Below are 24,619 nucleotides of genomic sequence, written 5' to 3'. Positions count from 1 at the left end.
TCTGAAAGTCAGTGCGCACACTGACCGCAATTAGCGGGTAAGGCGACGCAAAAGAGGGAGTGACGCCCAATAGGGCAGGACGCTGATCACTTTGAGGATGTAGGTAAAACGGCGTGGGAAATGCACCTCGAACAGCCGAGATTTAAGACCCTTGATGATCGCGTCCGCCGCCTTTTGCGGAGTGATTATCGCGGGCATGGTAAAGTCATTTCGTTGGGTTAGCCGGGTCTCGACAAATCCGGGGCTGATGAGCCGGACGTCAATAGTACCCGCCAATTCGCTACGCAGTGTCTGCGCAAGGTTGATGACACCTGCTTTGCTGGCCGAATAAATCTGCCCTTGGGGTAATCCGATATAACCCGCCACCGACCCACACAGAGCCAGTTGACCACCTTTTTTCAGCAAGGGCGGTGCAATCTGCGCGATGTGGAAGCTGCCGGTGAGGTTCACGTTGACGATCTCTGCGGCTTTATCCGGATCTATTTCCGCGACCTTCCCGGGATCATACAGGGCCGCCAGATGGATGATGCGGTCCAATGGTCCGATGCGGCTGATCTGGTCCGCCGCTGCGGCGATGGTTGATCTTTTGCCGACATCTAATGGGATCGCGATGTGCTGGCTTCCCAGCTCTGCGATGAGCCGATCCAGTTTTTCCGATGATCGTGCAGAAAGGATCAACCGTGCCCCTTGTGACGCCCATGCCCGGGCCAGAGCCTCGCCGATGCCTTCGGTCGCGCCGATGATCCAAATGACCTCAGGCATGGGTGAGTTCCACCTGCACGACATCAGTCTGTCCGGTCTTAAACGAGGCAGCGCAGATGCTTAGGTAGAAACGCCAGTTCCGCAGAAAGCTTTCATCGTAGCCAAGCCGCTTGATGCGGTCCGACATCTGGTCAAGACGCTGGTACCAAGCGTTACAGGTTGTCGCGTAGTCGGTCCCAAACGCGTGACTGTCGCGCACGATTAGGCCCGCACGCGACGCTTGATCTGCGATCACAGCATTTGAAAGCAGCATGCCGCCCGGGAATGTATATTGGCGGATGTAATCCGAACTGCGTCTGTAGGTGTCGAAATAGCTGTCGGGAACTGTGATCGCTTGGATCATAGCGCTGCCTTGTTCGGCAAGCCGCGCCTTGATCGTTGCGAAATAGGTCGGCCAATAGGCTTCGCCTACGGCTTCGATCATTTCGATCGACACGATGTTATCGTATTTTCCCGTACTTTGGCGGTAGTCCTGCAACTTGATGTCAGCGCGGCCATCAAGGCGTGCATCTGCGTAACCTTTCTGGCTGGGCGAAATAGTGAGCCCCGTTACATGTCGCCCTGTGTCAGTCGCGCGTTCAGCGAACCCGCCCCAACCGCAACCGATTTCCAGCACACGTTCGGCGTTGTTTAATCTGTCTAGAATCCGATCGTACTTGCGGTTTTGCGCGCGACCAAGGTCTTGGTCATTGTCGGCAAACATGGCAGAGGAATAGGTCATGCCTTCGTCTAGCCAAAGCTGGTAGAACTCGTTCCCGACATCGTAATGTGCACGGATGTTGCGCGAAGCGCCGCTTAGCGAATTTGCTCGCATCAACCGGTTCACAACCCGGAATTTCAGCGTATTCCAGAACCCGGCATAGGCGTAGCCGCTGAACTGATCGAGGTTCTTAAGCGCGACTTCAGCCAAATCCGCGATAGACGGTGTTTCCCACAGACCAGCCACATAAGTTTCGCCAAGCCCGATGTCACCGCGTGCGGCAATCGCCGTAACGACTGACCAGTCAAAGATTTGCATTTCAGCCGAAGGGTTTCCATGCCCAAAATCGAAAATCTCGCCCTCTGGCGTGCGGAGCCGCAAGCTACCCGTCGTTATCTGCGCGCAGGTTTCCAGAAAGTCGTATTTTACGCGTTTTGTTAGAAATAGCATTATGTAACCTCGGTTTTTGGTGGGGCAGGGCGCGTCCGATATTTCGCGCCTTTCAGCCGTAGGCGCAGGGCCTGCCAATAAATAAGTATCGTTGTACGAAGCCCGCCTAATGGGCGGCGTAGCGACGCATAAAGCAGCCCGGTATTCGTCATAGGAGCGCGTGACCCAGAAAGGGTCGCGGCGACGCCTTCGTCACCGTTTTTATGAATGATGCGAATGGCGATTTGGTCGGGGCGGATGTCAAAGCCGAATTCGTAACCGCCTTCGATCTGCTGGAATGGCGAAACATGCAGTGACTTTGGCTTTTCTAGCCTTGCTTCTGCAGTGATCGGGGCAAAATCAGGCAGGTGGCATAGATATGAATGACGGTCACCAAAGGGTGTCGATACCTCAGCAATGACAGCGACCAAAGCGTTATGTTGAAAAGCCAGCCAAAAGCTAACCGGGTTGAAAACCTGTCCCCAAAACCGCGGCTGGGTCAGCAGCAAAAGCTGGGTTTTCGCAGCGGTCAGCCCATGATCGGCAAGAACATCCCGTGCCCAGCGCGGGCCGTGGCCCTTGTGTAAGGCCCCCCCATGATCCCGATCAAAAACAGATGCCAGATTCATGCGGTTACGCGAAAATAGCTGCGGGCCTGTGCCCGTCGCCTCTGGGTCGATAATCACAAAATCTACCCGATAGCGAAACGCATGGCGGATCGCGCCACGTCTGGTGTGTGTTGTTACGCCTGCTATCTGTTCAGCTACGTGTTTCATACAGTTTGTCGATCCATCAGACGTGCGATACGTGCCGCGCTGGCAAAGCCATCTTCGTGGAACCCGTGTCGGGTGTAAGCACCCGCAAACCAAGTATTGTTCTGACCTTGGATTTGGGTCAGCCGATCCTGCGCGGCAAGCGCGGGCGCGTCAAACACCGGATGCCGGAACGTCTTTTGATCGTAGATCATATGTTCTGGTACAGGTGTTGACGGATTCAATGATACAAAAAGCGGATCGCTTTCGGGAATATTTTGTAGCCTATTCATCCAATAGGTTACGCCAATTGTGGGTTCTGGTTTTGTTGTATCGGCTTTGTAGACCCAGCTTGACCAGACGGCTTTGCGCTTTGGCATTTGGCTTTTGTCACGATGCAGGATCATCTGGTTGTCCTGAAACCGTATGGCGGATAGGGCAGCTCTTTCATGGGACGAGGGCCGTTCAATGATGCGCAGGGCCTGATCCGAGTGGCAGGCAAAGATGACCTGATCAAAAGCCATTTTCGGTTCGTCTGCAGTGTGAATGCTGACGGAATGACTAGTGCGGGTTACACGCTGCACTGCGGTCTTAGTGCGGATCGCTACGCCGCGGCCCCGAAGGTGGTGTTCAAGCTTGCGTACATATTCGACGCTACCACCATCCACGGTCCACCATTGGTGCTGACCCGATGTGCTTAGCAATGCATGGTTCCTGAAAAACTGGACCAAGGCGCGGGCAGGAAATGACCGAATTTCGGAAGGAGGCGTGGACCAGATCGCACCGCACAACGGCATGAGGTAATACCGTTGAAACCACTCCCCTAGTTGCAGGTAACGCATCAATTCGCCAATCGTGACGCTTGAATGTTCGGTCAATGCTTCAGCTGTTTTATTAAAGCGCAGGATATCGCGCAGCATACGGTGAAAACCGGGCCGCATGAGGTTGCGTGGTTGCGCAACAAGTGAGCGCAGCCCCCGAAGCCCGTATTCTATTTGGCCGTCGTTGATCGAAGCGCCAAATGTCATGTCACTTTTGGCGACAGGCACGTCGAGGTCCTGAAACATGCGCGTCAAGTGTGGGTAATTCGCATAATTGAACACGATAAAGCCAGTATCGACAGGCTGATCACCGTTTCGGCCCGCAACAACAGTGCGCGCGTGACCACCCAGCTTTGGCGCCGCCTCGAACAATGTGACAGAGTGGTTGGGCGCTAGCAGGTAAGCCGCTGCAAGGCCAGATATGCCCCCGCCAATAATCGCAATGCGTTGTTCGCGGTGGGGAAGTATATCGAGTGACATTCTAGCTCCTGTGGCATCTTCGTAAGTATTACGCCTCGAAAGAATAATTGGATCATTTTTGATCCAACTTTCATCTGCGTCCGTAATAGGTTTATGTTGAACGCGAGCCTCGATATCGAAATTGCTGAACGATGCTCTGTTGTGGGGCGTCAAAAGGATATTAAGCAGGTGGCGTCAAAGTCCCCAAAAATCTCGATCCACACGACATGGATGCTATCCGTGCGAGACGAGCGTGATAGATCAGCTTTTGTATCCTTGTTTGACTTTTTTGCGCCGCGCTTGAAAGGCTTTGTCATGCGTTCGGGGCTAAGCGCTGGGCAGGCCGAAGAGATTGTTCAAGATGTCATGCTTACGGTGTGGCGCAAAGCGGGGCAATTTGATCCGGCGCGGGCGCAGGTGTCGGCTTGGATTTATCAAATCGCACGTAATCGTCAGATCGACATGATCCGAAAAGAAGGGCGTCCAATGCCCGAAGAACTGACACAAGAGCCCGAAGCCGAGGCTGACGCGACTCAAATCGTAGCGCTAGAGCAAGAAGCGGGGCATCTGAAAACTGCGCTGAGTAAGCTTGCTCCGGATCAGCGCGAAGTGATCGAAAAAGCTTACATGGGCGAATTGACCCATCAGGAGATCAGCTCTCAGACGGGGTTGCCGCTGGGTACAATTAAGTCACGGATCCGGCTTGGTCTGGAACGGTTGCGTCACGAGTTGAAGGACATGCGTTAAAATGAACCAGATTGCACATCATATGCCTGACGCGCTGTTGGCATCCTATGCTGCAGGCAACCTGCCGCATCCCTATGCGCTTGTCGTTGCTGCGCATATTTCGCTATGCGTTGAATGCCGTGCGGGATTTGAGGCGCATCAAGCAGCCGGTGGGGCGGTATTGGAAACCGTGGACACGGTAGATGTGTCTGACGCGTTGAAATCAGATGTTATGGCTTTGCTTGATACACCGACAGTACCAAAACCGACCTTTGAGCGCGCTGGTGTTTATCCCGGACCCGTGATGGAGGCCCTAAGAGGCAAACAGCCGCGTTGGCGATCGCTTGGGCTTGGCGTCCGGCAAAGCATTCTCGCGGGAGGTTCAGAAGGAAGCGTGCGACTGCTATATATCCCACCGGGACAAGCAGTCCCGGATCACGGTCACAACGGTCTTGAACTGACGCTCGTCTTGCAGGGCAGTTTCAGCGATGAAACAGGCCGGTTCGGTGTTGGTGACCTAGAAGTGGCAGATCAAGATTTGCAACACACACCAATCGCAGACGCGGGCGAAGCATGCATCTGCCTCGCCGCAACCGACGCACCGCTGCGGTTCACGTCATTGGTGCCAAGGATCTTGCAGCCGCTGTTTGGGATATGATGTTATCGCGATCTATTAACTGGATCACGCGACCCAATACCGTGAAAAATAGCTAGCAGCTTTATCGATGCCCATTTTTAGGAAAGCGTCTTTTGCCTTGCGCACTATTTCACGTTCTGTGGCGAGCCAGACAAAGGTGTCTTTGGGAACGTGTCTAATTTGGGATAGTCTTGTCCAAAGTCCGTTGTCCTTCGTACGTACGACCCAATCGATTTGAACACCTTCCGGGCAAGCGAAAGGAATGATTTCACTTGGGTCGCCGACTTCGATGATGGCAAGGCCAATTGTGTGCTTGGGTGCGCAAGCCAGTATGCGCCGGATTGCTGGAAGAGCCGTCTCATCACCAGCCATTAGCAACTTGTCACTGACCGGAAACTCGCCTCCACCTGGACCAGTGATACCGACAACTTTGCCCGGAAGGGCCGATTGGGCCCATCGCGTTGTGTGACCACCGGCATGTTCGTAAATGTCGAAGCTGAAGCTGTTTGCAGCGAGGTCGAAATCAACAAAAGTATAGACCGCACGGTGAAGCTTTTCGTCACCGGTCGGCCACACGGTACGTTTCCTATCGTTTAGCGTCGGCCAGACCACCGGCTGGCCCTCTGGTGGGATCAGTAGCGAGAAATGCATCGCTCCAGAGGATAGCCTTGTTACATCTTCGCATTTCAATACTACGCGCAAAAAATTCGCCGAAACGCGGCTGACTGATAGCACGTGACAAATCTGGAAATTTGGTGGATTGGTGCTCGAGATTTCCTCGCCACTCCAGGTCATTTCTTGGCTGGCTTGCGGAAAGACGTGATCGAGAAGATAGTTTACGGCTTCTCGAGTTTGGTACACTTGCCCGCTATCTTTGGCTGTAATGCCAACGCTGAAACCTGTGTCACCAACAGCGTAGGAGACCCGCGACTTACCATATTCAACGTCGAGCCGATTAGCCGCTCGTTTTGAGGGCAGGTCATATTCTTCGACATGGTCTTGAATGCGCGCAAGCAGGTCTTTGGGTGTAGCGCCTGAATAGTTACCAGTACTCTTGCTAGAGGCATCGCAGCATACGGAGTTGTCGAGTGGTGAGTGCATATTAGGGTCCCGCAAGCTTAGGTTTTGCTTTGGCTTGCCCATGACCATTGCTACCGGTAATCCGGTTTGGTCATTAACTTGCTAGATGCTAAATCTGACTTATTTTATCAACATATATCAGTCGTGATTGTCAATCGGTCAATGCAAGTTCAACATTTGGAAATGGAATCTAGCCAAGGCCGAATGGGCGGTCTTTTTACTTCCGAGATAATGCTCTGCTAAGTGGGCGCATTTCAGTAGACAAGCGCAGTCAAGAGATCAAATCGTTGTCTTGATCGCTCCAAGTCACCGTAAAGCTTTGGCGTATTTGGCTAAATTCCAGTCATCTTTCAGGTTGACGCTACGTGAGTTAGCTGGTCGCGATAGTTGTACGTGAAATACCATTTCTCGTCTGGCTTTTTTCATGTGAGTGTTACTGAAAGATGAAAATCACATTTTAACATCAAAGCAACCTGGGGGTTAATTATGAAACATTGGAATTTTAACAAAGCATCGCATCGTCAGGCACCGCAATGGCCGAATTTTGAGTTTGGTGGCCGGGGTGATGATGTGCTCGGCGGTACCGATGGTAATGACCTGATCTTTGGTCGTGGTGGTGATGATGTGATCGCAGCTTCGTCTGGTTTTGATTTCATTCATGGTGGGCGCGGCTTTGATACGGTGACTTTCCAAGGCTCCATTCTTGATGTCAGCCTTTCGGTTTTCGGCTGCAAGAAGAACACGACGGCACTGGTCACGACCTTTGACGAAGATGGCAATGTTGCTGGGATTTCTACCATCAAACAGGTTGAGGCTCTATATTTCGAAGCCGATGATTACACCCTGTATCTTGATGGACGTAACAATGCGGTTCTTGCGGGTGACGATACTGCTACGGCGGTTGAAAACATCGAGACAGTACTAAGCGCCGAGGATTTGCTTGCGAACGACAGCGAATTTGATGGTGACACTGTTGCGATCACAGCGGTTGATACCACCTCTGCTTTGGGCGCCGAAATTGCATTTGTGAATGGAGAGATCACCTATCTTCCCGGTGCCGCGTTTGATGCATTGGCCGAAGGCGAAGTCGTGACGGATACGTTTACCTATACAGTCGACGACGGTTTGGGTGGAACGGATGTTGCAACGGTCACCGTGACTGTAACCGGCGCAAATGACGCGCCTGTATTGACCATTGATGATGCGGCGATTTCGCTTGATGAAAACACCACAGTAGTCGCGGCGGGCATTACTGCGCAGGACGCCGATGGCGGTGCCGTGTTAACCTATGGCCTGTCAGGCGCGGATGCGGCGTTGTTCACAATTGATGCCAGCACAGGTGAAGTTGCATTTGCGACTGGCCCAGATTTTGAGGCTCCCGCCGATGCAGATGGTGACAACGTCTATGAATTGACGGTTACGGTGACTGATGAATTTGGTGGATCAGATAGTGCAGACCTAACGGTCTCTGTCGATGATATTTGGGATCCGATTATGTTGACTCAAGGGTTCGAGACAGAAGCGAAGGGGCGCAAATTCACTGCAGCTGACACCGACGGTTCCGTTCTTCCAATCGGGGCAGAAGTGGATCTTACGAATGACGGGGGCGCAACCGTTGACAGCACTGCCGCCTCTGAAGGTCTTTTGGGTTTTGATTTGTCATGGGTGAATACACGCGGCAGCACTGGAATCTCTGACGGTGATTTCATCGGCGTAACCAAGCATACGGCTGATGTGACCGCTTTCTCGGAAGGTGTTCAAGGGTATCAGATGCAAGACGCTGACGGCCTACTGCGCCTGACGTTTGACACGGTCGACCTATCGGCAAGAGCCGATTCAACAATCGTGAAAATCTCTATTGATGCGTTCATCAAAGAAACCGGATGGGAGGCTGACGACCTAGTCAGCATTTATGTCCAAACAAACCTAGGCACAGTCGTGTTGTTGGATACCACAGGTGTCGACCTTGACGATCTTGATATTGAAGGCGCTTGGCAAACTCTAACCGCGACGCTTGGCGCTGATGTGACCGAAGCAACCTTGATCGTCGAGCTTGATAGCAACGCGAGCTTTGAGACGCTTTATGTCGACAACATCACGATAAAAGAGGTCTTTTACATCGGTCAGAGCTTTGAGACCGAGGCAGCTGGCGACAAGTATGTTTTCGATGCGGCTGACGGTAGTCTTGTTGGGATTGGCGAAACAGTTGACCTGATCAACGTCGATGGGCTTGCGACAGTTGACAGTACCGATGCTTCAATTGGGCAGCTGGGCTACGATCTTAGTTGGGTCAACACACGTGAAGATACCGGCATTTCTGACGCTGATTTCATCGGGGTGCAAAACTATACTGGTACCGTCGGCGAATTTACGGATGGCATGCAGGGCTATGAACTGTCCGATGCAGATGGTTTGCTAGTTATGACCTTCGACGAAATCGACCTATCGGCCGTGGGCGAAGTGACTCTATCGCTTGATACATTCGTCCAGTCCACCGGATGGGAGGCCGACGATCTGATCAATATCTACGTTGTCACGGATCAGGGTACAGTTTCGTTGCTCGATAGCACTGGCCAAGATATCGACGATATGGACATCGAAGGCGCATGGATGAATCTATCGACCACATTGGGAGAAGATATAAACACAGCGCAATTGATTGTTGAGTTTGACAGCAATTCGTCATCCGAGGCGATTTACTTCGACAATGTTATCGTAACGTCGGATCCCGAAGAACCAACTGTCGATCCAGAGCCCGAGATCATGCTCATCTCAACTATCCAAGGCGAAGGCGACGCATCGGCCTATGAAGGGCAAGACGTAGCCGTTTCCGCAGTGGTAACGCTTGCCACGGATGACGGTTTCTATCTTCAAGAAGAAGATGCTGACAGCGATGGGAATGCGCTGACGTCCGAGGGCATCTTTGTCTACACCGCTGGTGCCTATGCGGTATCGGTCGGCGATCTGGTGCAGGTCACTGGTACAGTCACTGAATTCTTCGGACTAACTGAGATCACCAATGTGACGTCGTTTGAGGTCACATATTCCAACGTCGTCCTACCGGCGCTTACCACTGTTACACTCTCCCCAGAAATCGCGCCAAACTACGAAGCGCTCGAGGGGATGTTGCTGTCGGTTGAAACCGGAACAGATGAAGCCTTGACCGTAACCGAGAACTACAATCTCGACCGCTATGGGCAGATTTCTATCGCGGCGGGCGTCCAAACCCAACCGACTCAGATCTATGACGCGCAGACCCAAGCAGATGAGATCGCGGCACTTACCGAAGCCAATAACAACGCGAGCCTCTTGTTGGACGACGGATCATCGGCCCAGAACCCGACCGAATTCGCGTATCTACCGGGCGGTGCAGGTGATGATGGGGATGGTATCCTCGATAGCGGGGATGATTTCTCGGACACGGGAACAACTGTTCGGCTTGGCGCCGAAGTCGACGGCTCTGTCGATGGCGTTCTGACCTATGCGTTTGATGAGTGGACGCTGAACGTGACTGACACGATTGAATTCGTCGAAGCAACCAATTCGGGCGCGCGCGAAGCAGCACCAGCCGATGTTGGTGGAACACTTCAGGTTGCCTCTTATAACGTGTTGAACTTCTTCACGACGTTTTCGGGTGGGACAGGGCCAGACGGCGACCTAAACCCACGTGGCGCCGATAACCAAGATGAATTCGACCGCCAGTCATCGAAACTCGCCGAAGGGATCATCGGAACGGGCGCCGAAGTCGTCGCCCTGCAAGAGATTGAAAACAACGGCACCGAAGCAATCGGAGCCGTTGTTGATATCCTGAACGCCGAAGGCACGGGTGCCACATACGCCTATGTCGATCCAACTGGCACAGGCGATTTCGTAGGGACAGATGCGATCACGACTGGCATCATCTACGATAGCTCTGCGGTGACGCTGGTTTATTCGGATTACATCGTGTTCGACGAAGCCTCGGCTGACGCGACTTATGCCATTGCGTCATCACTTGGCGGGCTTGTTGGTGAAGAATTCAACGACTACCAGCGTAACCGCCCATCTGTTGCTGCAACCTTTACTGATAATGAGAGCGGCGAAACCTTCACTGTGGTTTCTTCGCACTTTAAATCCAAAGGCGATAGCGACCTGCAAGACGTTGCGGATGCGGCCGAGGCATGGCTGGCAAATAGCGCCAATGCAGGCTCGGCTGATTATACAGAGGTCTCAAACCTGCTGGCCGATCTGTACGCCGATCCAAACTTTGACCAAGGCGACGGTCAGGGGTTCTGGAACGCTGTGCGCCTAGACGGGGCGGTCGAACTCGCCGACTGGATCGCAACCGACTACAACGGTGGAGGCGTCACCAACTATCTTCTGTTGGGCGATATGAACTCATACGCTGAAGAAGATGCAGTGCAGTACCTTGATGACGACGCCGGGCTAACCGATCTGATCGACGCATTTATTGGTCAGGACGATGCCTATTCATACGTCTTCAACGGGCAGCGAGGCACGCTTGACCAAGGGCTAGGCGATAGCGAAATCGCGGACAACGTGACAGGCGTCACCGAATGGCACATCAACGCCGATGAACCAGACTTGATCGGATACGACACCGACTTCAACGATCCCGCGTTCTACAACGACGGCGTCTACGCGTCATCCGACCACGACCCACTGATCATTGGGTTGGACTTCAGCACACCCGATGACCTGATTATGACATAGGATATTTGGCGGTAACGAAGGGCGCAGCAGCGTGTTGCGCCCTTCACATTTGGGTCGTCAGTACGCCACATAGAGTGAATTAGACAGGACATGCTTTTCGGGGGCTGATCAGCTTGCGTAGTTGTCGCGTAAATACATTCGTTCAATTCGGTCGATCTTTGTGTATTATCTTCAATGATGTCTGATTTCTTTACGTACTTTCCTCTCAAACATGGTCGCATGCACGAAGTATGCGGTCCGAATGCTGTGCCGTTTGCTTTTGCATTTGCTGGGCAGGTGCAGAGCACGGTGATGTGGGTTGCCGAGGAATGGCATTCTTCTATAATTAATCCCGTGGGATTTAGCATTTATCTAGAACCCCAAAATCTCCTTATGGCTAAAGTCAAAAATCAGGACGAGGGTTTAGCTGTTGCTGAGGAGAGTTTGCGTTCTGGTGCGGTCTCTTTGACTGTTATTGAATTAACAAAACCGCTTAGCTTTACTGCGGGTAGGCGCCTGCAGTTGGCCGCTGAGACAGGCAATTGTACGGGAATATGTATCATTCCAGAAGGCATGGGTAATAACGCGGCTGAAAGCCGATGGCGCTGTTTACCTATTTTTGATCCTCAGGACTCGACTCTCCAGCGCTGGGAAATTATTAAGAACAAATCGGGAACATGCGCTGGTTGGAATGTGAGATGGGATGCAGAAACGCGTCGTATCATTGTGGTTTGAAAGATTACCTAGTGAGAGGGTACTACGCATAAACCCTACCACAGCGCCCTTTGCGCTGACGCAGAAGCAAAGTAATACTGATTGGATTTATTGCCTAAATGTAGAGGCGGAAAAGGCAGGGCTATACCGCGGTATGAGTTTTTCCGATGCGCGTGCCTTTTGCCATGAGCTGCAAAGCCGTCCTGCCGATATCAAGGCTGATGAACGGTTTCTAAACATGTTAGCGCGATGGAGTAAGCGTTATTGTCCATGGGTTGGCCTTGAGGGGCGCGATGGCTTGTCCCTCAACATCACGGGGTCAGCACATTTGTTCGGAGGGGAAGAGGCGCTCTTAGATGATATGCGGTTTCGTCTTTCTCGTTCTGGGATTGGGGCTCGCATTGGGTTAGCGGATACGCGCGGGGCAGCTTGGGCAATGGCCCATTTTGGTGCGGGTGGAATTTGTACTGTGCCGCAACTTTCAAGGCTGCCCATCGCAGCGCTGCGCCTTGAAGAAAAAACATGCATTAATCTGCAGCGCCTTGGAATACGCACTATTGCTGATCTTATTGCTTTGCCGCGTTCTTCTATAACTCGTCGCTTTGGCCCTAATGTATTGTTAAGGCTGGATCAGGCGTTAGGGGATCAGCCAGATAATATCTCATCTTTACAAGACGCACCTCATTACGGGGTGAAGATGACACTACCAGAGCCTATTGGCCTAAAAGAAGATATAATGGCTGGGACCGAACGGCTGTTGCAACGCTTATGTGCTAAGCTGAAAGTACATGATCAAGGTGCGCGTACATTGCAGTTAACACTGCGCCGCGTAGATCAAGACAGTCAAAATATAGAACTACGATTGGCACAAGCACTTCATGATGCGGCTCGTATCTTGCCACTGTTTGAGCGTGGCGTAGCTGCGGTTGATGCAGGCTTTGGTATTGATCAAATGCGTCTTGAGGCAATCCAAATCGAAGCTTGCCCCGCCCAACAAATCAGTCATAGCCGAACAAAGAATAATGATACGTTAGATGACTTAATTACCCGGATTGGTGTACGTATTGGATTGGAAAATGTGCAGCGATTTTTACCCGCTGACAGCCATATCCCGGAACGCAGCTTTATTATCTCTCCTGCGGCGTATTCTTCGCCTGTGGGTGTTTGGGCGATGATACGGCCACGTCCAGTACGTTTATTTCCACCTGAACATATCGTTGCTCACGGGCACCGTCCTCCGGCAAGGTTTCGGTGGCGGCGTATGCCTATGACTACAGGGCGTGCTACTGGGCCAGAGCGCATTGCGCCTGAATGGTGGCTGTCGGATGACAACTGGCGCTCTGGCGTACGTGATTATTGGAAAATAGATACCAAAGAAGGCCGCCGTCTCTGGCTATTTTATACGCCGCAATCCCCGAATTGGTATGTTCAGGGAGAATTCGCGTGACCGAGGCCATCTATGAATATGCAGAGCTGTGCGTGACGTCTAATTTCACTTTCTTGACGGGCGCGTCACATCCAGAAGAGTTAGTGTTGCGTGCGGTGGAACTAGGGCTGTCTGCGATTGCAATCACCGATCACAATTCATTGGCTGGTGTCGTGCGGGCTTATTCAGCTTTGAAGGAACTTGCTCGTGATACCGTTGAGCCGATCAAAATCAAGTCGGGTCAACAGCTGGACCATAGCAGTCGCCAACCTATCTCACCTTCAATGGAACTGCCCCGCCCTGAAAGGGCACGCTTGCCTAAATTGATTGTAGGCTGTCGCTTGTTGTTACGCGATAGCCCGGTTGATTGGATTGCCCTGCCTCAGGACCGCCCTGCGTATGCGCGCCTTTCTCGTCTTCTAACTCTTGGTAAATCTCGGGCAGAAAAGGGCAAATGTTATCTTGATATGTCGGACATTTTAGAGGGATGTACGGGCATAATACTCATTGCCCTACCTCAAAAAAATATACATACAAAACAAGTGCATGAACATATACAAGCAGCGGTACACTGCTATCCGGGCCACGTTTTTGTAGGCGCTGCACCTAAGTATAATGGCTTAGATCATGAGTATCTTAAAGCTTGTGCCAATTTAGCACATCGAACGTCCGCGCCTATGGTCGCTCTAGGGGATATTCTGATGCACCATGGCAGTCGTCGGCAGTTAGCTGACGTGCTTACTTGTATGCGCGAACATATAACAATTGATGAGATCGGCACACGGGCTTTACCTAATGCAGAACGTCGCCTCAAGGCCGGTGCAGATATGGCACGTATGTTTCATGCGCACCCTGCTGCAATAAAGCGTTCGCTTGAGATTGCCGCACGATGCGGGTTTTGCTTAAGCGAGCTATCGTATGAATATCCTGATGAAATTTCTGGCACAGAGACACCTCAAGAACGGCTCACTCGGCTCGCAGAAGAAGGATTAAAACGTCGCTATCCAAGTGGTGTACCCCAAAAGGCCTATGCGAAGGTTAAAAAGGAGTTGGCTCTCGTTCAGAAGCTGCAGTTCGCCGCTTATTTCCTTACAGTGCATGACATTGTGCAATATGCACGTTCTCAAGGGATACTTTGCCAAGGGCGTGGTTCTGCAGCAAATTCTATCTTGTGCTATCTGTTGGGGATTACCGACGTTAGTCCCGAAACCATTAGTATGGTTGTCGAACGGTTTGTTTCTGAGCATCGTGGTGAGCCACCTGATATTGACGTCGATTTTGAGCATGAGAGACGCGAAGAGGTAATCCAGCATATCTACGCCAAATATGGGCGTCGTCGTGCGGGGTTGTGTGCCACTGTCATCCATTTTCGTTCGCGTGCCGCGATACGTGAGGTTGGCAAGACTATGGGCTTATCTCAAGATGTTACTGCCAATCTTTCAGGGCAAATCTGGGGTATGTCTAGCGGAGGGGCGGACCCTGAACGGATACGAGAGCTGGGCCTTGATCTAAACGATAAGCGCCTTGCTCAGACCATACGCCTTATTGGCGAAATCATTGGGTTTCCGCGTTATCTATCTCAGCATGTGGGTGGCTTTGTTATCACGAAGGGCAGACTTGATGAACTTTGTCCTATTGAAAATGCGGCGATGGAAGACCGTACTGTAATAGAATGGGATAAGGACGATATTGATGCCCTTGGTATTCTAAAGGTTGATATACTTAGCCTTGGTATGCTCACCTGTATTCGCAAATGTTTTGATTTAATCGAAGCACATGAAGGTGGTGAACGGCTGAGCATTGCGAGCGTTCCACAAGCAGATTCCTCTACGTATGAAATGCTTTGTGCCGCAGATGCCGTTGGCGTGTTCCAAGTTGAAAGCCGTGCGCAGATGAACTTCCTGCCGCGTATGAAGCCGCGTGAATTTTATGATCTGGTAATTGAGGTTGCGATTGTGCGCCCTGGCCCGATCCAAGGCGGTATGGTGCAGCCTTATATTCGTCGACGACAGGGCTTCGAAGAAGCCGAGCCTTTTGGACCAGCGCTTGAAGAAGTGACCCGAAAAACGCTTGGGGTACCTTTATTTCAAGAACAGGCGATGCAAATCGCAGTTGTAGGTGCTGGGTATTCAGCCGAAGACGCGGATCATCTTCGACGTTCCCTAGCTTCTTTTCGCCGCATGGGGACCATCGGCGCACACCGCGAACGGTTCATCAACGGAATGCTGGGCAATGGGTATAGTGCTGAGATCGCAAAAAAATGCTTTTCACAAATAGAGGGTTTCGCAGATTACGGTTTTCCTGAAAGCCACGCTGCAGCTTTTGCGTTGCTTGCGTATGTTTCAGCATGGCTCAAGTGCCATCATCCTGCAGTTTTTGCATGTGGGCTCCTCAATTCACAGCCAATGGGGTTTTATGCGCCGGCACAGATCGTGCGTGACGCGCGCGAGCATCACGTCGAAGTCCGTCCGATCTGTGTGAACAATAGTGAATGGGATAACACCCTTGAGCGCCGTGCTGATAATAGCTTGGCGTTACGTCTGGGCTTTCGTCAAATCAAAGGTTTCCGGAAAAATGATGCGGATTGGATCGTGGCAGCTCGGGGGAATGGTTATCCAGCACCCGATAGCTTGTGGTTGCGCGCTGGTATTGCTCCCAATGTGTTAGAGCGCCTCGCGGAAGCAGATGCATTTCATGACATGAGGCTTGGGCGCCGTAATGCACTATGGCATGTTAAAGCTATCCGTGGCCGACAAGCGTTGCCTCTATTTAACGATCCCATCGAGGGAGAGGGTATTCGCGAACCCGCCGTTGATCTGCCTGCCATGCACCTTGGCGAAGAAGTGGTAGAAGATTATGTTGCGATGCGCTTGTCCTTACGGGCTCATCCGATGGAGTTGCTGCGCCCCGATATGCCGTACGTCATGGCCCATGCTGCTCTCGCTACGGCCCCTCAAACACGGATCACAGTATGTGGTCTTGTAATTACACGTCAGCGACCTGGTACTGCGTCTGGTGTTGTTTTCCTGACGCTAGAAGATGAAACGGGAGTTTCCAATGTCGTAGTGTGGCGCAAAGTATACGAGCAGTTCCGGCGCGCAGTGATGGGCGGGAGGCTATTGCGTATTACAGGTCAATTGCAGCGTGAGGGTACTGTTGTGCACCTGATAGCTCAACATATTGAAGACATGTCATCGCGACTCAGCGAATTAGGCCATCCTATGGGAAACGAGATTGGAGATACCACAACCCAATCTGACGATGCGCCGCGTCCGGTTCGCAATCCACCTAGTGCTAGACATCCACGCGAACAAGCCAAGCGTTTGTTTCCTAGTCGCGACTTTCATTAATTCAAATCTGAACGAAACACTCTGCTTGTTAGTGGGCTGTTTTTCTAAAAAGCCCCAGCATACTCCTGCCGCAGTACGTTTTTTTGTACTTTCCCCATCGTGTTTCTTGGCAGTTCGGGGATGATGATCAGTTTTCGCGGTTGTTTGAAGCGGGCGAGTGATTGCTTCAGCGTTTCTTCGATTTCATCTAGGTTTGGCGTTTCGCCTTTTTGGGCAACGATCAGGCCGATCACGGACTCTCCGAAATCGGTATGCGGGACGCCGATTACTGCGCTTTCGAGGACGCCGGGTTGTTCGTCTAGGACCAGTTCGATTTCTTTTGGGTAGATGTTGAAGCCACCTGAAATAATCAGGTCCTTGTTCCGGCCGACTATTGTGACGTATCCGTCATCATCAATCATCCCAAGATCGCCGGTAATAAAGAAGCCGTCAGCCCGCAGTTCTTCCGCCGTTTTCTCGGGCATCTGCCAGTAACCGACAAATACGTTTTCCCCGCGGACTTCGATCTGGCCAATGTCGCCGGTGGGAAGCGTTTTGCCAGTTGCTGGATCGGTGATTTTCAATTCAACCCCCGGCAGCGGAAAGCCCACGGTTCCGGCACGCCGATCCCCCTCATAGGGGTTAGACGTATTCATATTGGTTTCGGTCATCCCATAGCGTTCGAGGATACGAAGACCTGTTCGGTTTTCAAAGGCCACATGAGTTTCGGCTAACAAAGGCGCACTGCCTGAGATAAACAACCGCATGTGTTGTGCGATTTCTTTGGTAAAACGCGGATCATCAAGCAGACGCGTATAGAATGTTGGCACGCCCATCATCGTGGTCGCGCGATGCATGTTGGCGATCATAAAGTCGAGATCGAATTTCGGCATAAAGATCATCGAACCGCCAGCCATGAGCGTGACATTCACTGCAACAAACAGCCCGTGGGTGTGAAAGATCGGCAGCGCATGCAAAAGTACGTCTTGGTCAGTAAATGCCCAGATATCCACGAGTGTCGTCGCGTTGGATAGAAGGTTGCGTTGCGTTAGCATCGCGCCTTTGGACCGTCCGGTGGTGCCTGACGTATATAGGAATGCGGCCAGATCATCGACTGTTCGTTCGACAGTTTCGAACACATCGGGCTGGTCTTTCGCAAGATCGGCAAGGCTACCGCCTCCGGCCACGCCCAGCGTTTCTAACCGCGTGTTTGTCGCAGTTGCGAGGTCCTTCAATGCATCACGCCGTTCGGGCTGACAGACAAAAAGTGCAGCACCGCTGTTTTCGATAAAGTAGCTGACTTCGTCCGCAGTATAGGCGGTGTTGAGTGGCAAAAACACCAGTCCGGACTGAACGCAGGCCGCGTATAGCACAAGCGCATCGGCGGATTTGTCGATCTGCGCAGCAAGGCGGTCACCGGGCTTTAGCCCCATTTCGGCAAGCGTGTTCGCAAACCTTGCGGTTCTTGCCAGAAAATCTGAATGTGTGATCGTCTGTCCGTTTTCGAGGTGCAGAAATGGGGTCGCCTTTCCGGCGTGACGACCGAACAATGTATCATAGAGTGGGTTGACCATCGAATGGTTCCTTATGTGTCGGACTTTTCTGCAGCGCGTGCCAGCGCTTTGACGTCGGCGGATGCGGCGACCTTGTTCGATGCCGCGAAGTGTTCATGGTTTTGCGCTATGGCGGACAGATCGTAAAGGTAATTGACCATCGTACCCAGCGATTGGGCCTGACCATTGGCCGATGTGTCTGCATTTGCATGAACAGCATGCACTTTCGCGCCATTCCCAAGGTGAAACCGCGCCACAGGATCAAGCGGTCCGCCGTTTGGTCGCTTGGCGTTTATTAAGTACCGCGCTGCAAGTCCGGGCAAGCGTTCGGGCGTAGCACTTTCATCTAAACCTTCGGCGGCGAGCCATTTGGTCAAGCCGGGAATGGGCGACAGGGTTACAAAGGTTTTTAGCCCCGGCAGTTCACGCGAAAGATCATCAACAACCTGTTTGATCAAAGAATTCCCGAACGAAATTCCCGCAAGCCCCGCCTGACAATTCGAAATTGAATAAAAGACCGCTGTGTCCGCCATATCGGCATCCAGCACATCGCGCCCGTCGGCAAGAACGTCTTGGATTGATCCGGGCACACCTTTGGTTAACGCGACCTCGACAAATATCAGCGGCTCATCCGGCATGGCGGGATGAAAGAAGGCAAAGCAACGACGGTCCGACGGCTGCATCCGCCTACGCAGATCACCCCAGCTGTCGATGGCGTGCACGGCTTCGTATGCGATGATCTTTTCAAGAATATACGCCGGGCTTGCCCAGTTGATTGGGCGAAGGACAAGAAACCCGCGGTTAAACCAAGACAGAAATAAGTGCCGGAAATCTAGATCTAGCGCTGCAAGAGATGCGTCTTCTTTAACCATGCCAAGCAGGTCTTTTCGCATTTTCACCAGACTACCCGTAGCGCCCGGTACCTGATTCAGGCGACGCACCAGTTCTTGCCGGGCTGGCTCTGCCGCAGTCATGAAACTGCGGTAGGTCGCTTTTGAAGGCTCGGCCTCATAGGCGTTTAGGGCCTCGCGCACGGTTTCAGGATTAATGTCTAACCCTGTCGCCAGATGCAAAAAGAAATCACGCTTTTCGTCTGTCTCCATCGCCGCATAGCGATCTAGGATCTGCCGCGCCAGCGTCATCCCCCGGATTTCGCCGCGGTTGCCGATCAGGTCGGCAACCAGTTCTTCGATTGGCCGGTTGTCCCATTGCGTAGCAGCAGAGGCTTTGGTCGACCGATCAAAGACCGAAGACAGAAGATCTGCGAGAAGGCTCATCGGGCCGCTCCCATCACATAGTCGGGCAACCATGTCGCGATACCCGGAAACAGGCACAGCAAGAAGATTGCCAACACCATACAGGCCACATAAGGGAGTGAACCCAGCAGGATCGTTTTAAGTGGGATATCCGGTGCAATGCCGTTGATCACATAAAGGTTCAGGCCAACCGGCGGCGAAATCAGCCCAATTTCCATGTTGATCGTCAGAACAACCGCAAACCAGATTGGGTCAAAGCCAGCGGTAACGATGACGGGCAGTAAGATCGGTGCTGCCATTAGAATGACCGCGACGGGTGGTAGGAAGAACCCTGCGATTAGTAAGAACACATTGATTGCCGCCATCAGCCACCAGCGGTTCACGTCAAGCTCTGCAATCCATGCCGCAATCGACTGCGTGATGAAAAGGCTCGACAACATATAGGAAAACACACCTGCCGCCGCGATGATGAACAGGATCATCACCGACTCTTTGGTGCTGTCCCGAAGCACGACCCACAGGTCACGCGGGTTCCAAAGCTTGTAGATCACCATGGCAACCAACAGGCACAGCAGTGCGCCCACCGCCGCCGTTTCCGACGGCGTCGCAATGCCCCCATACATGGAATAAAGAACGCCCAAAATGATCAGCAAGAACGGGATCACGCGTGGTAAAATCTCAAACTTTTCGCGCCAGCTGTAGGTTCCAGTGTTCAATAGTGCGCGGTCACCTGATTTCGCCGTGGAGTAAAGCGACCACATCATGAACAGCCCCACCAGCATCAATCCGGGGAACACGCCAGCAAGGAACAGACGGCCAATCGAGCTTTCGGTCGCGATCCCATAAACGATCATGGTGACAGAAGGCGGGATAAGAATGCCCAACGTACCACCCGCCGCAATTGATCCGGCGGCAACGCCATCTGGGTAACCACGCTTGCGCATCTCGGGAATGCCCATTTTACCGATAGCCGCACAGGTGGCAGGGCTTGAACCTGACATCGCCGCGAATAGTGCACATGCGCCAAGGTTGGAAATAACCAGCCCACCGGGCACGCGGGTTAACCACCGCTCAAGTGCTTCGTATAGGTCAGCGCCCGCACGGGTCGACGCAATCGACGATCCCATAATGATGAACATCGGAATGGATAATAGCGCAAAGTTATCCAGCTTTCCGAACAGGATTTCGGGCATCAGCTCCAGTGAACGGGTGCCATCGAAGACGATCAGGAACCCTGCTGATACGATCAAAAGGCCGATGGCCACCGAAACGCCAGAGAATAGAACGATGATAGTAAATAGGGCGACTAGGCCACTAAGGACGAGCGGGTCCATCAGTTATCCTCCAGTCCGAAAGGTTGATCGATTTTCAGGACAATTGCGACAAGGTCCGCGATGAGTTGCAATAGTAGCAGCCCCAGACCGACAGGCAGTGACAGATATGGGATCCACAAGCGAACACCCCAAACAGTGTCAGATTTCCAGCCACGATCCCAAGCAAAGTGCCAGAATTCATACCCGTACCAAAGCATGACAGCCATAATCGCGATCGACATCGAAAGCGTCAGAATAGACAGATAAAACCGTGCCCGTTTAGGCAGTAAAAGTGGGATCAGATCGACATTCACATGCCCGCGCAGCCGCTGAACATAGGGCAGCCCGATCAATGTCGCCGCGATCACCAGATAGATCACCATCTCAGTCTGCCAGATCGTCGATTGGTTCAAAACAAAACGCACAAAGATCATTTGGCAGGTCACCCCGACCGCTACAACGATCATCGCTGACGATACCCAGCCTGCAACGGTCGATAGCGCGGCAACAGTTTTTAGAAAGGGGTTATTCCCCGTGTTGGATGCAACTGCATCGTGGTGGCCAGTCATGTGTCACCCTTTTTGCCTGTATATTGTCGAATGAAGGGCGGTGATGAACACCGCCCCGTTGCGATCACTCTACTGCGAGCGCCAGATCAAGCAGCGCCTGACCATCGGGTGTTTCTTCGACAAAACGTGCGTAAGAGGTTTCTTGCGCCAGTGCCCGCCAAGCATCGAAATCCGCTTGGCTCATCTCTGCGATCTCAACGCCTGCGTCGCGGAACACTTCGGCAGATGCGGCATCCTCTTTCTTTGCTTCGGCCAGATAGTAGGCTTGGGCATTTTCAGCGGCGGCAAGAAGGGCAGCTTGCTGATCTTCGTTCAGCGCCTCAAAAGTCGATTTATTCATCAGCATCGGCTGATACATGAACCAAAGCGCAACATCGCTGGCAGGTGTATAGCACGCAACCTGTTCATAGATGCGATAAGACACAAACGACGAAGACGATGTGTTTGCAGCGTCAAGAACACCTGTCTGCATCGCGTTATAAATCTCGGACGAGGCCATTGATGCGATCGACGCACCAGCACCGGCAAGCATCTGTTCGAATGCCTTACCAGCCGCTCGGGTCTGAAGGCCGTCAATGTCCTCAGGGCTAGTGATGCAGCCTTCTTTTCCGGCAAATCCACCGGCTAGATAGCCGTGAACCAGCACCATCACATCGTCGTCGGCCATCTTCTCCTCAAGCGCGGCCATAAACGGTGATTCATTCATGCGCGCTGCATGGTCGTGGTTCTTAATCAGACCCGGCATAAGCGTGAGGTTATAGGCAGGCTGCTGACCACCCGCGTAGGAAAGCGGTAACACCGTCATATCAAGCTGGCCACGGCTAAGCGGCGTGTATTGTTCACGTGCTTTAAAAAGAGACTGCGATCCGAAAATCTTGATCTCAAGATCGACATCAGCTGCGGCAACTTCATCAGCGACCATTTGCGCGACTTGGTTACGAATGTCTTGGTTCGACCATTGGTGTGACAGGCGCAGTTCCTCGGCTGCAACTGAACTTGCAGCTAACGACACGACGGCCGCAGCTGTAGATAGCTTAAACATATTCATTTTTGTTCCTCCCCTGGAATACAGCGCAACGCGAATCGCACCGTATCGCAGCAGGTTTGAACATCGTGCATCACAAGTCAACATTCTTGTATACAAGAATAACCCGATTGTACTTCCTGCGATCTGATCTATGATCGGGCTATGACAATACGAAGCGCAGATCGGATCACAAAAGAGCTCGAACACCTCGTTTTTACGGGTGAACTGGGCGACGGCGAACGACTTGATGAAATCAAGCTGGCCAAAAGGTTCGGGGTGTCGCGTACGCCCGTTCGGGAAGCAATACAAAAGCTCGCAACGTCTGGGTTAGTGACACAAGAACCGCGACGCGGCGCATTTGTCCGCCAGCCGGGGCCCGTTGAGCTCATGGAAATGTTCGAAGCAATGGCCGAGCTAGAAGCATCCTGCGGCAGACTGGCAGCATCACGGGTATCTGATGATGCGCTCGCCCAGCTTCAAGCCGCTAACGACAAATGCCAAGCTGCAATCGATCAGAATGATCCGGACCTCTACTATCAAGAAAACGAACATTTTCATCACCTGATCTACAAAGCATCAGGTAACGGGTTTCTGGAACAAGAGGCGCAGAAACTGCACCGGCGGCTAAAACCTTTCCGACGCGTCCAACTGCACCTGCGCGGACGCATGAAACAATCGATGAGCGAACACCGCGAAATCGTCAAAGCGCTGGTAGAGGGCGACGGCAATACCGCCGCCACAGCACTACGGGGCCACGTCGCGATTCAAGGTGAGAAGTTCCACCATTTGATGGCGAGCTTGAAGGATACCACTTTGTGACGATAGTTGGTTTCACTGCAGAGGAAACAACTGCGCATAGGATGGCTATACTTGTCGTGAATTCCGATACGCATCCGCGATTTCTGTTAGTGCTGATAGCGCGAGCGTGTAGCTGTCTCTGGCTGCCGGGATGACGCCGATTGGGCCGGTGATGCGTGTTTTAGCGTTGTTGCTTTTGCCTCGTGCCTCAAGCGCCTCGATCCGTTTTTGTTGGGTGCGCTCGCTGCCTAATGCGCCAATGTAAAATGGATTTCCAGCAAGCGCGGCTTCTAGGATGCTGGGTTCCCAATCATGGTCGTGAAAAAGAACGAGCACGGCCGTCCACGGATCCAGTGATAGATCAATTTGGGCGTCTTGCGATATCAGATGCGTAAAGCTTTGGCGGCTTGCGGGCGTCGCATAGTTTACCGCCTTGTCATCGGGAGAGAGTAGGTGAAATTCTATTCCCATAGCGGTTGCCAGCTGTACAACGGCAGCCAAGGGAGGGCCGACGCCAGCAAGGACCAACCTGAGTGAAGGGGCTTGATAGCCCTTAAATATACCTTCATTCCATCCCGTCTTGGGATGGTTGAGGGTTAAATCGACCAGCCCCGGTTCAGACGAAAAGCAAAGCGTGACGGCCTGCCGCTGTTTCAGCCGATCCAACGCATCAATGCATGTTGCGGGCGACGGCGAAGGGTCGATCAGAATGTTGACAGTCCCGCCGCACGGTAGGCGCAGGTCGACAAACGGACTGCCGACACCATAGATAACCTCGCGAGGTTTGCCTTTTTCCATGGCATGGCATGCTTGTACGCATAGATCAGCATCGATGCAGCCATGTGAAACATAGCCAGCCATTTCGCCGTCAGCACGCACTGCAACCAGCGTACCGACGGATCGCGCGGACCCGCCAGATACGCCAGTCACCACGCAAAGCGCGCAAGGGATTTGCGCGCTCTGGCAGTCCTGAACAAAAGCCAAAATATCCTCGGCATTTTCGAGGAACTGACGGTTTTGCATTTTTAAGCTTCTACCTCATCCACGACTTCAGCGAACTTTTTAAAGAACTTTGATGCCAGCTTTTTTGCGGTGCTTTGGATCAATCGCGAGCCAAGCTGGGCGAGTTTTCCGCCGATTTCAGCTTTGGCGGTGTAGGTAAGGATAGTCGCGCCATCGACTTCTTTCAATGTAACATCAGCGCCGCCCTTTGCGTGGCCTGCAGCCCCACCGTTGCCTTGGCCCGTCAGTGAAAACGCTTCCGGGGCACCGGATGTGTCTAGCACTACATCGCCTTTGAAACGGGCCTTTACCGGCCCAACCTTCAGCACGACCTTTGCTTCTAGTTCGGTGTCGGAATGTTTGATCAGCTCTTCGCAGCCCGGAATGCATTGCTGCAGTATTTCCGGATCATTTAGCGCCTCGTAGACGCGGGCCATTGGTGCGTTGATCGTGATTTCGTCGTTCAGTTCCAAGGTGTTTTCCTTTTTAACAACATGGGAATTTAATTGAGGCCAGAATGGCGGCCTGTTCTTCGCTAAGAGGGGCGGGTTTGCATCGATGCAAAAGCCGGGTC

At 52.5% G+C, this 24,619-nt stretch carries 19 protein-coding genes; 7 read left to right on the top strand and 12 right to left on the bottom strand.

What is annotated here, in order from left to right:
• Positions 1-30: 30 nt before the first annotated feature.
• From ACHUEV_RS07045 to ACHUEV_RS07030, 4 genes are read right to left on the bottom strand one after another with little or no spacing between them, the layout of a single operon-like run.
• Positions 31-762 carry an SDR family NAD(P)-dependent oxidoreductase gene (locus ACHUEV_RS07045; protein WP_394178372.1) on the bottom strand — a complete coding sequence of 244 codons (732 nt, stop codon included), beginning with the start codon at positions 760-762 and terminating at the stop codon, positions 31-33.
• Positions 755-1,912 (bottom strand): class I SAM-dependent methyltransferase, encoded by a 1,158-nt coding sequence (locus tag ACHUEV_RS07040; protein WP_394178370.1) that lies wholly within the window; start codon positions 1,910-1,912, stop codon positions 755-757. The genes ACHUEV_RS07045 and ACHUEV_RS07040 overlap by 8 nt, the downstream gene beginning before the upstream one ends.
• A complete protein-coding gene (locus tag ACHUEV_RS07035) occupies positions 1,912-2,667 on the bottom strand; it encodes a DUF1365 domain-containing protein (RefSeq protein WP_394178368.1) in 756 nt (251 codons plus the stop codon). The genes ACHUEV_RS07040 and ACHUEV_RS07035 overlap by 1 nt, the downstream gene beginning before the upstream one ends.
• Positions 2,664-3,944: an NAD(P)/FAD-dependent oxidoreductase gene (locus tag ACHUEV_RS07030; protein WP_394178366.1), complete on the bottom strand. Its 1,281-nt coding sequence runs from the start codon at positions 3,942-3,944 to the stop codon at positions 2,664-2,666. The genes ACHUEV_RS07035 and ACHUEV_RS07030 overlap by 4 nt, the downstream gene beginning before the upstream one ends.
• Positions 3,945-4,154: 210 nt before the next feature.
• Here ACHUEV_RS07030 and ACHUEV_RS07025 point away from each other — a divergent pair, with 210 nt between their 5' ends.
• Positions 4,155-4,670 (top strand): sigma-70 family RNA polymerase sigma factor, encoded by a 516-nt coding sequence (locus tag ACHUEV_RS07025; protein ID WP_394179249.1) that lies wholly within the window; start codon positions 4,155-4,157, stop codon positions 4,668-4,670.
• A 1-nt stretch (position 4,671) separates the two neighbouring features.
• The gene (locus ACHUEV_RS07020; RefSeq protein WP_394178364.1) at positions 4,672-5,307 is read left to right on the top strand and encodes a ChrR family anti-sigma-E factor; all 636 of its coding nucleotides are present in this window, start codon (positions 4,672-4,674) and stop codon (positions 5,305-5,307) included.
• 24 nt (positions 5,308-5,331) lie between these two features.
• Here ACHUEV_RS07020 and ACHUEV_RS07015 read toward each other — a convergent pair whose 3' ends face one another.
• The gene (locus tag ACHUEV_RS07015) at positions 5,332-6,387 is read right to left on the bottom strand and encodes a siderophore-interacting protein (RefSeq protein WP_394178362.1); all 1,056 of its coding nucleotides are present in this window, start codon (positions 6,385-6,387) and stop codon (positions 5,332-5,334) included.
• A 465-nt stretch (positions 6,388-6,852) separates the two neighbouring features.
• On the opposite strand from ACHUEV_RS07015, the gene ACHUEV_RS07010 reads away from it, so the two are divergent.
• The 4 genes from ACHUEV_RS07010 to ACHUEV_RS06995 all read left to right on the top strand — a co-directional run bounded on the left by ACHUEV_RS07010 (position 6,853) and on the right by ACHUEV_RS06995 (position 16,548).
• Entirely contained in the window at positions 6,853-11,079 is a 4,227-nt protein-coding gene (locus ACHUEV_RS07010; RefSeq protein WP_394178360.1) for an ExeM/NucH family extracellular endonuclease, read from the top strand.
• 174 nt (positions 11,080-11,253) lie between these two features.
• Positions 11,254-11,793: an ImuA family protein gene (locus ACHUEV_RS07005; protein WP_394178358.1), complete on the top strand. Its 540-nt coding sequence runs from the start codon at positions 11,254-11,256 to the stop codon at positions 11,791-11,793.
• Positions 11,762-13,219, top strand: coding sequence for a Y-family DNA polymerase (locus tag ACHUEV_RS07000; RefSeq protein ID WP_394178356.1), 1,458 nt, complete (start codon positions 11,762-11,764; stop codon positions 13,217-13,219). The genes ACHUEV_RS07005 and ACHUEV_RS07000 overlap by 32 nt, the downstream gene beginning before the upstream one ends.
• Positions 13,216-16,548, top strand: a complete 3,333-nt coding sequence (locus ACHUEV_RS06995; RefSeq protein ID WP_394178354.1) for an error-prone DNA polymerase — start codon at positions 13,216-13,218, stop codon at positions 16,546-16,548. Before ACHUEV_RS07000 ends, ACHUEV_RS06995 begins: the two co-directional genes overlap by 4 nt.
• A gap of 44 nt (positions 16,549-16,592) precedes the next feature.
• Here ACHUEV_RS06995 and ACHUEV_RS06990 read toward each other — a convergent pair whose 3' ends face one another.
• From ACHUEV_RS06990 to dctP, 5 genes are all read right to left on the bottom strand, one after another.
• On the bottom strand, positions 16,593-18,101 hold the full coding sequence (locus ACHUEV_RS06990; protein ID WP_394178353.1) for a malonate--CoA ligase: 1,509 nt from the start codon (positions 18,099-18,101) through the stop codon (positions 16,593-16,595).
• Between the two features lie 11 nt (positions 18,102-18,112).
• Positions 18,113-19,357, bottom strand: a complete 1,245-nt coding sequence (locus tag ACHUEV_RS06985) for a malonyl-CoA decarboxylase (RefSeq protein ID WP_394178351.1) — start codon at positions 19,355-19,357, stop codon at positions 18,113-18,115.
• Entirely contained in the window at positions 19,354-20,670 is a 1,317-nt protein-coding gene (locus ACHUEV_RS06980) for a TRAP transporter large permease (RefSeq protein ID WP_394178349.1), read from the bottom strand. Before ACHUEV_RS06980 ends, ACHUEV_RS06985 begins: the two co-directional genes overlap by 4 nt.
• Positions 20,670-21,218 carry a TRAP transporter small permease gene (locus ACHUEV_RS06975; RefSeq protein ID WP_394178347.1) on the bottom strand — a complete coding sequence of 183 codons (549 nt, stop codon included), beginning with the start codon at positions 21,216-21,218 and terminating at the stop codon, positions 20,670-20,672. Before ACHUEV_RS06975 ends, ACHUEV_RS06980 begins: the two co-directional genes overlap by 1 nt.
• A 64-nt stretch (positions 21,219-21,282) precedes the next feature.
• A complete protein-coding gene (dctP, locus tag ACHUEV_RS06970) occupies positions 21,283-22,260 on the bottom strand; it encodes a TRAP transporter substrate-binding protein DctP (RefSeq protein WP_394179247.1) in 978 nt (325 codons plus the stop codon).
• Positions 22,261-22,407: 147 nt separating this feature from the next.
• Between dctP and ACHUEV_RS06965 the strand changes: the two genes are divergently transcribed.
• Positions 22,408-23,064, top strand: coding sequence for a GntR family transcriptional regulator (locus ACHUEV_RS06965; RefSeq protein ID WP_394178345.1), 657 nt, complete (start codon positions 22,408-22,410; stop codon positions 23,062-23,064).
• Between the two features lie 45 nt (positions 23,065-23,109).
• On the opposite strand, the gene ACHUEV_RS06960 is transcribed toward ACHUEV_RS06965, so the two are convergent.
• Both ACHUEV_RS06960 and ACHUEV_RS06955 read right to left on the bottom strand, forming a co-directional pair.
• Positions 23,110-24,066 carry an XdhC family protein gene (locus ACHUEV_RS06960; protein ID WP_394178343.1) on the bottom strand — a complete coding sequence of 319 codons (957 nt, stop codon included), beginning with the start codon at positions 24,064-24,066 and terminating at the stop codon, positions 23,110-23,112.
• A 2-nt stretch (positions 24,067-24,068) separates the two neighbouring features.
• Entirely contained in the window at positions 24,069-24,518 is a 450-nt protein-coding gene (locus tag ACHUEV_RS06955) for a CoxG family protein (protein WP_106359351.1), read from the bottom strand.
• Positions 24,519-24,619: the final 101 nt, after the last annotated feature.

The organism is Yoonia maritima (genome assembly GCF_043641945.1).
Lineage (GTDB): Bacteria > Pseudomonadota > Alphaproteobacteria > Rhodobacterales > Rhodobacteraceae > Yoonia > Yoonia maritima_B.
The sequence above is the reverse complement of the archived record's forward strand: the minus strand, read 5'-3'. Positions and strand labels throughout refer to the sequence as shown.

Excerpts from the sequence above, each read along its gene's own strand:
- ACHUEV_RS06975 (WP_394178347.1), bottom strand. The coding sequence starts at position 21,218 with ATGACTGGCCACCACGATGCAGTTGCATCCAACACGGGGAATAACCCC.
- ACHUEV_RS06985 (WP_394178351.1), bottom strand. The coding sequence starts at position 19,357 with ATGAGCCTTCTCGCAGATCTTCTGTCTTCGGTCTTTGATCGGTCGACC.
- ACHUEV_RS07010 (WP_394178360.1), top strand. The coding sequence starts at position 6,853 with ATGAAACATTGGAATTTTAACAAAGCATCGCATCGTCAGGCACCGCAA.
- ACHUEV_RS07035 (WP_394178368.1), bottom strand. The coding sequence starts at position 2,667 with ATGAAACACGTAGCTGAACAGATAGCAGGCGTAACAACACACACCAGA.
- ACHUEV_RS06980 (WP_394178349.1), bottom strand. The coding sequence starts at position 20,670 with ATGGACCCGCTCGTCCTTAGTGGCCTAGTCGCCCTATTTACTATCATC.
- ACHUEV_RS07000 (WP_394178356.1), top strand. The coding sequence starts at position 11,762 with ATGCAGAAACGCGTCGTATCATTGTGGTTTGAAAGATTACCTAGTGAG.
- ACHUEV_RS06990 (WP_394178353.1), bottom strand. The coding sequence starts at position 18,101 with ATGGTCAACCCACTCTATGATACATTGTTCGGTCGTCACGCCGGAAAG.
- ACHUEV_RS07025 (WP_394179249.1), top strand. The coding sequence starts at position 4,155 with ATGCTATCCGTGCGAGACGAGCGTGATAGATCAGCTTTTGTATCCTTG.
- ACHUEV_RS07005 (WP_394178358.1), top strand. The coding sequence starts at position 11,254 with ATGATGTCTGATTTCTTTACGTACTTTCCTCTCAAACATGGTCGCATG.
- ACHUEV_RS06965 (WP_394178345.1), top strand. The coding sequence starts at position 22,408 with ATGACAATACGAAGCGCAGATCGGATCACAAAAGAGCTCGAACACCTC.
- ACHUEV_RS07015 (WP_394178362.1), bottom strand. The coding sequence starts at position 6,387 with ATGCACTCACCACTCGACAACTCCGTATGCTGCGATGCCTCTAGCAAG.
- dctP (WP_394179247.1), bottom strand. The coding sequence starts at position 22,260 with ATGTTTAAGCTATCTACAGCTGCGGCCGTCGTGTCGTTAGCTGCAAGT.
- ACHUEV_RS06960 (WP_394178343.1), bottom strand. The coding sequence starts at position 24,066 with ATGCAAAACCGTCAGTTCCTCGAAAATGCCGAGGATATTTTGGCTTTT.
- ACHUEV_RS07030 (WP_394178366.1), bottom strand. The coding sequence starts at position 3,944 with ATGTCACTCGATATACTTCCCCACCGCGAACAACGCATTGCGATTATT.
- ACHUEV_RS07045 (WP_394178372.1), bottom strand. The coding sequence starts at position 762 with ATGCCTGAGGTCATTTGGATCATCGGCGCGACCGAAGGCATCGGCGAG.
- ACHUEV_RS07040 (WP_394178370.1), bottom strand. The coding sequence starts at position 1,912 with ATGCTATTTCTAACAAAACGCGTAAAATACGACTTTCTGGAAACCTGC.
- ACHUEV_RS07020 (WP_394178364.1), top strand. The coding sequence starts at position 4,672 with ATGAACCAGATTGCACATCATATGCCTGACGCGCTGTTGGCATCCTAT.